The organism is Cobetia sp. (assembly GCF_983723665.1).
The window spans coordinates 8,517-14,043 of sequence record NZ_CFDJES010000069.1 but is presented as its reverse complement, the minus strand read 5'-3'; the positions used below and the strand labels follow the sequence as shown (position 1 = coordinate 14,043).

Annotated in this window: 6 protein-coding genes; 4 read left to right on the top strand and 2 right to left on the bottom strand. The window is 65.3% G+C overall.

Going from position 1 to position 5,527, the window contains the following annotated elements:
* The first annotated feature begins 262 nt into the window (after positions 1-262).
* The 4 genes from queC to AC4FAH_RS08725 are packed head-to-tail and all read left to right on the top strand — an operon-like array spanning position 263 to position 2,890.
* Positions 263-1,006 carry a 7-cyano-7-deazaguanine synthase QueC gene (gene queC, locus AC4FAH_RS08740; RefSeq protein WP_107336281.1) on the top strand — a complete coding sequence of 248 codons (744 nt, stop codon included), beginning with the start codon at positions 263-265 and terminating at the stop codon, positions 1,004-1,006.
* Complete coding sequence (queE, locus tag AC4FAH_RS08735) at positions 1,006-1,698, top strand: 7-carboxy-7-deazaguanine synthase (RefSeq protein WP_107336280.1); 693 nt, start codon at positions 1,006-1,008, stop codon at positions 1,696-1,698. The genes queC and queE overlap by 1 nt, the downstream gene beginning before the upstream one ends.
* Before the next feature lie 8 nt (positions 1,699-1,706).
* A complete protein-coding gene (locus tag AC4FAH_RS08730; RefSeq protein WP_279839370.1) occupies positions 1,707-2,606 on the top strand; it encodes a 6-carboxytetrahydropterin synthase in 900 nt (299 codons plus the stop codon).
* Complete coding sequence (locus AC4FAH_RS08725; RefSeq protein WP_054555488.1) at positions 2,603-2,890, top strand: YkgJ family cysteine cluster protein; 288 nt, start codon at positions 2,603-2,605, stop codon at positions 2,888-2,890. The genes AC4FAH_RS08730 and AC4FAH_RS08725 overlap by 4 nt, the downstream gene beginning before the upstream one ends.
* A 28-nt stretch (positions 2,891-2,918) precedes the next feature.
* Here AC4FAH_RS08725 and AC4FAH_RS08720 read toward each other — a convergent pair whose 3' ends face one another.
* Together AC4FAH_RS08720 and AC4FAH_RS08715 are read right to left on the bottom strand one after the other, a co-directional pair.
* Positions 2,919-4,109 (bottom strand): CobW family GTP-binding protein, encoded by a 1,191-nt coding sequence (locus AC4FAH_RS08720; RefSeq protein WP_490245910.1) that lies wholly within the window; start codon positions 4,107-4,109, stop codon positions 2,919-2,921.
* A gap of 252 nt (positions 4,110-4,361) precedes the next feature.
* Positions 4,362-5,527, bottom strand: a 1,166-nt coding sequence (locus AC4FAH_RS08715; protein ID WP_490245909.1) for an iron-containing alcohol dehydrogenase, incomplete at its 5' end; no start/stop codon positions are given.

Here is a 5,527-nt window from a genome sequence, read left to right as displayed (position 1 = left end):
GTGCAGCACGCAGACGACTCTCTCTACGCTTCGCTAATACTCCGAGTCTATGCCAGCCTGTGGTGCGGGTACCAAGGCTATTTTCTCGCCGACTCAACGCTTGGCTGCCATGGCCGCTTCCGAACCTGGCGACAGGCGGCGTATCCGCGCCCCGCACCAGTGCACGAGTGGCATCAAGGCGTGTGGAAGAGTAGGATAGGCGCCCGTTTCGCCCGGACCGGATCCCGGGCGCCGAATCCATCGGTCAAAGAAATTCTCCGTCATGACTCTCAACGTCCAGAATTCCGCTGTCTCCGCTTCTGCCTCCTCTGCAGAGCGCCCCCGCGCCGTCGTCATCTACTCCGGTGGCATGGACTCCTACACTGTCCTGCACCAGGCGCTGAAGGAAGGCTTCGAGGTACATGCCCTCTCCTTCCATTATGGCCAACGTCACTCGCGTGAGCTCGACGTCGCACGCCAGGTCTGCGAGTCGCTGGGCGTCGCCCACGAAGTCGTCGACATTCGCGCCATCCATGGCCTGATCGACAACTCCGCGCTGACCAACAGTGACCAGGCGATGCCCAAGGCCGACTACGACGAGGCCTCCATGACCTCGACCGTGGTGCCCAACCGCAACATGATCCTGCTGTCACTGGCCATCGCCAAGGCCGTCAACATCGAGGCCGAGGTCTGCTTCTATGGTGCCCACGGTGGCGATCACGTGCTCTACCCGGATTGCCGTCCGGAGTTCGTCGACAAGATGAACGCCGTCGCCGCCATCGCCAACTTCTCGCCGGTGGAGATTCGCGCGCCCTTCCTGCACGCGAGCAAGGACGAGATTCTGGCCGCCGGCATCGCCATGCAGCTCGATTATGCCCAGACCTGGACCTGCTACGAAGGCCGCGAACTGGCCTGCGGGGAATGCGGCAGCTGCCGTGAGCGTCTCGAGGCCTTCGCCGCCCATGGGCTGAGCGATCCGCTCGGTTACGAAACGACCGACTCGGCCAAGGGCGCAGGCACACTCTGATGTATACGGTAAAGGAAGCGTTCTACACCCTGCAGGGCGAAGGTGCTCGCGCAGGGCGCGCCAGCGTGTTCTGCCGCTTTGCCGGCTGCAATCTGTGGAGTGGCCGCGAGCAGGACCGCGACACCTCGGTCTGCCGCTTCTGCGACACCGATTTCGTCGGCACCAACGGCCAGAATGGCGGCAAGTTCCGCACCGCAAACGCGCTGGCGGACTTTTTGGCCAGCCTGTGGCCGGAGCACACCGGCATCGCCACGCCCTATGTGGTCTTCACTGGCGGTGAGCCGCTGTTGCAGCTCGACAGTGAGCTGGTGGACGCGATGCACGCCCGCGGCTTCGAGATCGCGGTGGAGACCAACGGCACCGTCGAGCCGCCTGCCGGCATCGACTGGCTGTGTGTCAGCCCCAAGGGCGCAAGCGAGCTGGTCCTCACCGGCGGCGATGAGCTCAAGCTCGTCTACCCGCAGCCGGAGGCCCTGCCGGAGCGCTTCGTCAGCCTGGACTTCGCGCACTTCTATCTGCAGCCACTGGATACCGCCGCCCTCGATGCCCTGCCCGCGCCTGCCGCGGCCCGCGAGCATTACCGCGAGGTGCTGGCGTCCGACACGCCGATGAACCAGTGCGTCAGCTACTGCATGCGCAATCCCCAGTGGCAGCTCTCGCTGCAGACTCACAAGATCAGTGGTATCGATTGATGACCGCAATGACTCCCAAGACCCTGTTCGTCAGGGCCCTCACCGCGGTGGATGCCTCGGTGTGGAGCAATACCCGCGGCCTGTACGGCATCAGCCAGCATCTGGACCTGGAGCTGGACGGCGCCGTCGGCCATGACGGCATGCTGTTCGACTTCGGCGACGTCAAGCCGTGGGCCAAGCGCATGATCGATCAGGACGCCGATCACACCCTGATCGTGCCCAGTCAGGCCGAAGGCGTGAGCGTCACGGACTGCCCGGAAGGACTGTGCCTGCGCTTCACCCAGCCCTACGCCATGGAAGTGCGCGGCCCGCGTCAGGCCTTCTGCCTGCTGCCGGTGGCCGAGGTCACCACCGAGGTGCTGGCCAATCACTTCGAGAAGCTGCTGACTCGCCGCCTGCCGCCGCGCGTCGAGGCGCTGCGTGTGCGTCTGCGAGACGAGACCATCGACGGCGCCGCCTACACCTACAGTCATGGCCTGCGTCATCACAGCGGCAACTGCCAGCGTATCGCGCATGGGCATCGCTCGCCGCTGATCATCGAGCGCAATGGTGTGCGGGACACGGCGCTGGAAGCCGAGTGGGCCGAGAAGCTCAACGACCGCTACCTGGCCGAGGAAGGCGATCTGATCGACCGCCCGGGACGTGAGCTGGTATTCAGCTATGAAGCGCCGCAGGGCAGGTTCCGCATCCGCCTGCCGCGCAAGCAGGTCTGGCTGCTGCCGACACCGACCACCATCGAGTGGATCGCCGACTGGCTGGCGCGCCAGATCGCCCTCGACAGCGGTGACAGCATCCGCGTCGAAGCCTACGAGGGCATCAACAAGGGCGCCATCGCGCGCCATACCCCGCAGACGGCGCGCGAGCCGCTCGTCCTTCCCGAGCACGAAGACACGTCCGCCACCTCATGACGCAGACCGCCGCCCCTTCTGCAGAAGCTGCCGCTCCCGGCTGTCGTGCCGGTTGCGGCGGCTGCTGCATCGCCCCCTCGATCTCGAGCCCGATTCCCGGCATGCCCAATGGCAAGCCGGCGGGGGTGCGTTGCGTGCAGCTGGATGACGACAACCTGTGCAAGCTGTTCGGCACGCCGCAGCGCCCGGCGGTGTGCGGCGACTTCGATTTCGATCACGAGCTGTGTGGCGATTCCCGCGAAGAGGCCCTGCGCCTGATCGGCGAGTGGGAGCGCCTGACGTAAAAAGCGCTTCCTGAGGGAGGTGCTCAGCTCACTCGCCGAAGAAGTTGAAGGGCCTGGCGGCACCGTCGCTGCGACAGGCCAGCAAGGCTGCATTCAGCTGGCGGGAATCCTCAAGCGGCAACGCAGCCACCATCCCTTCCTGCTCCTGGCCCTGCCCATCCAGCGGTGCAATCAGCTCAAGCCGCGAATCCTCGCGCCAACTGGACGGCGCAAGCTCGGCACGCCCATTGGCGCGGTTATAGCTGCGCCAACCATCCTGGGTGTGAAAGATGCCCTTGATGCGCCACTCGCGCGGCAGGCCATCCAGCCACTGGGTCAGCTGATCGAGATCGAACACCTCGCTTGCGGCGATTCGCCAGCCCAGACTGGCATGCTCAAGCCCCTCGGCCTGTTCGATCACCGGTGCGCCGGGCAGCGGCATCACACCTGAGGCGGACGGCTCATCACTGGCCTGCGCCGCCAGACGCGCCCTATCCCGTGCAGCGCGATGGGCGGACGGCATGCTGATCTCGGGCTGGTCTTCACGCGCTGCGCTTACGTGCCCGCCGCCCTGGCGCTGAGGCGCGCGTTCTGCTGACAGCAGCCAATCGATCAGTGCGACCTTCTGACCGGCCATGCGGGCCTGCGGCGGCTGGCTTTCGCCGTCGGCTCTGCCCAGTTCACCGACCCAGCGCTTGCGCGGCCACATCCCCGCCAGAAACTCATGCGCGGCCGCCAGCTGCTGATCACTCGCCAGATCACGCTTGCTGAGCACCACGCCGCCCGCCAGCGTCAGCTGGTCCTGGAAGGTGCCGTGCTCACGCGTGCGGGTATCGTCCAGTGCACGCGGGTCCAGCAGGGTGATGACTTCCTCAAGCGCAAGCGCCGAGGCCAGCCCTTCGCTGCGCAGCACATCGATCAGCCCCGCCGGATGCCCCAGCCCCGAAGGTTCGATGATCAGACGATCAGGTCGCGTCTGATGGATCAGACTGACCAGCCCCGCCTGCAGCACGAAGGCCAGCTGGCAGCACAGACACCCGCCGGGCAGCCCCTTGACGCTGACATCCTCGCGCCCGGCAAACAGTGCCTGATCGATCCCCACCTGCCCGAACTCATTGACCAGGATCGCCCAGTGCTCATCCGCCGGCTTGGCCGCGACCAATGCCTGGATGAAACTGCTCTTGCCCGTTCCCAGAAAGCCGGTGATCAGATGCACCGGAATCGGAGCTGGTTCCGTCAAGGCGTCGCCGCTCCTGGCGCCGCGTGAAGCCACAGACATGCTGAAATCTCCGCAAGATGAAGGGCGTGCAAAAGGTTATAGAGTAACAAAAACCGGCCGGCGACGAAGTCTCGTCAAGTGAATCCGGCCTTTTGGCGTGACGCGATCTGGCGATCGGCAAGCTGCAACAAGGGGGGAGATACGCAAAACCCCTCGCCACCAGGGGTGACGAGGGGTTTGAGGCTGACACTCGGCCCTGACTGACGCGTGCGATCAGGCAGCGCGGGTCAGGATACGACGCGCCACGTCCGGCGTGATATCGCCGTGCTCACCGATGGCGGTGAAGCCGTGACGGGTCAGGTTGTCGACCAGCTGATCGATGCTGTCGGCACTGATACCGGCTTCGCTCAACGACACCGGCGCGCCCAGACGAGTGAAGAAGTCACGGGTCTTGTCGATGGCGGCGCGCGCGACGCTCTCCTCATCGCCCTCCAGCGCCCAGACGCGGCGACCGTATTGCGCCAGTTTGGCACGCTTGGCCTCGAACAATTCTTCCCACAGCGCCGGCATCACGATGGTCAGGGTGCGACCATGATCGACACCGTGCAGTGCGGTGATCTCGTGACCGATCATGTGGGTGGCCCAGTCCTGCGGCACGCCACGCCCGATCAGGCCGTTGAGGCCCAGGTTGGCGGCCCACATGATGTTGGCGCGCACGGCCAGATCATCCGGCTGACTCAGCACCTTGGGGCCTTCCTCGATCAGCGTCATCAGCAGCCCCTCGGAGAAGCGGTCCTGCACCGGCGCATTGACCGGATAGGTCAGGTACTGCTCGCTGACGTGGATGAAGGCATCGACGACGCCATTCACGCTCTGACGCTCCGGCAGGGTCAGGGTGGTGGCCGGGTCCAGCACCGCGAAGCGCGGGTAGGCCAGCTCACTGAACATCGGCAGCTTGTCGTGGGTCTCGTAGTTGGTGACCACGGCGTTGCCATTGGACTCGGAGCCGGTGGCCGGCAGTGTCAGCACCACGCCCAGCGGCAGCGCCGTCTCGGGGTGCTTGCCCTCGGCGAGAATCTCCCACGGATCACCGGCATGACAGGCGGCGAGCGCGAGGAACTTGCTGCCATCGGCGACGCTGCCACCTCCGACCGCCAGCAGATAATCGATCTTCTCGCGCTTGATGACTTCCAGGGCTTCGAGCAGGGTGTGATAGCTCGGGTTCGGCTCGATGCCGCCGAAGCTCCACCACTGACGGCCTTCCAGTGCGGCTTCGATCTGATCCATCACGCCGTTGCGCTTGATCGACCCGCCACCGTAGGTGACCAGCACGCGGGCATCCGCCGGAATCTCGTCACGCACCTTGGCGATCTGGCCGGCACCGAAGTGCACGCGGGTCGGGTTCTGATAGGTAAAGTCCTGCATGATGCTCTCCTCGC

Excerpts from the sequence above, each read along its gene's own strand:
- queC (WP_107336281.1), top strand. The coding sequence starts at position 263 with ATGACTCTCAACGTCCAGAATTCCGCTGTCTCCGCTTCTGCCTCCTCT.
- queE (WP_107336280.1), top strand. The coding sequence starts at position 1,006 with ATGTATACGGTAAAGGAAGCGTTCTACACCCTGCAGGGCGAAGGTGCT.
- AC4FAH_RS08730 (WP_279839370.1), top strand. The coding sequence starts at position 1,707 with ATGACTCCCAAGACCCTGTTCGTCAGGGCCCTCACCGCGGTGGATGCC.
- AC4FAH_RS08725 (WP_054555488.1), top strand. The coding sequence starts at position 2,603 with ATGACGCAGACCGCCGCCCCTTCTGCAGAAGCTGCCGCTCCCGGCTGT.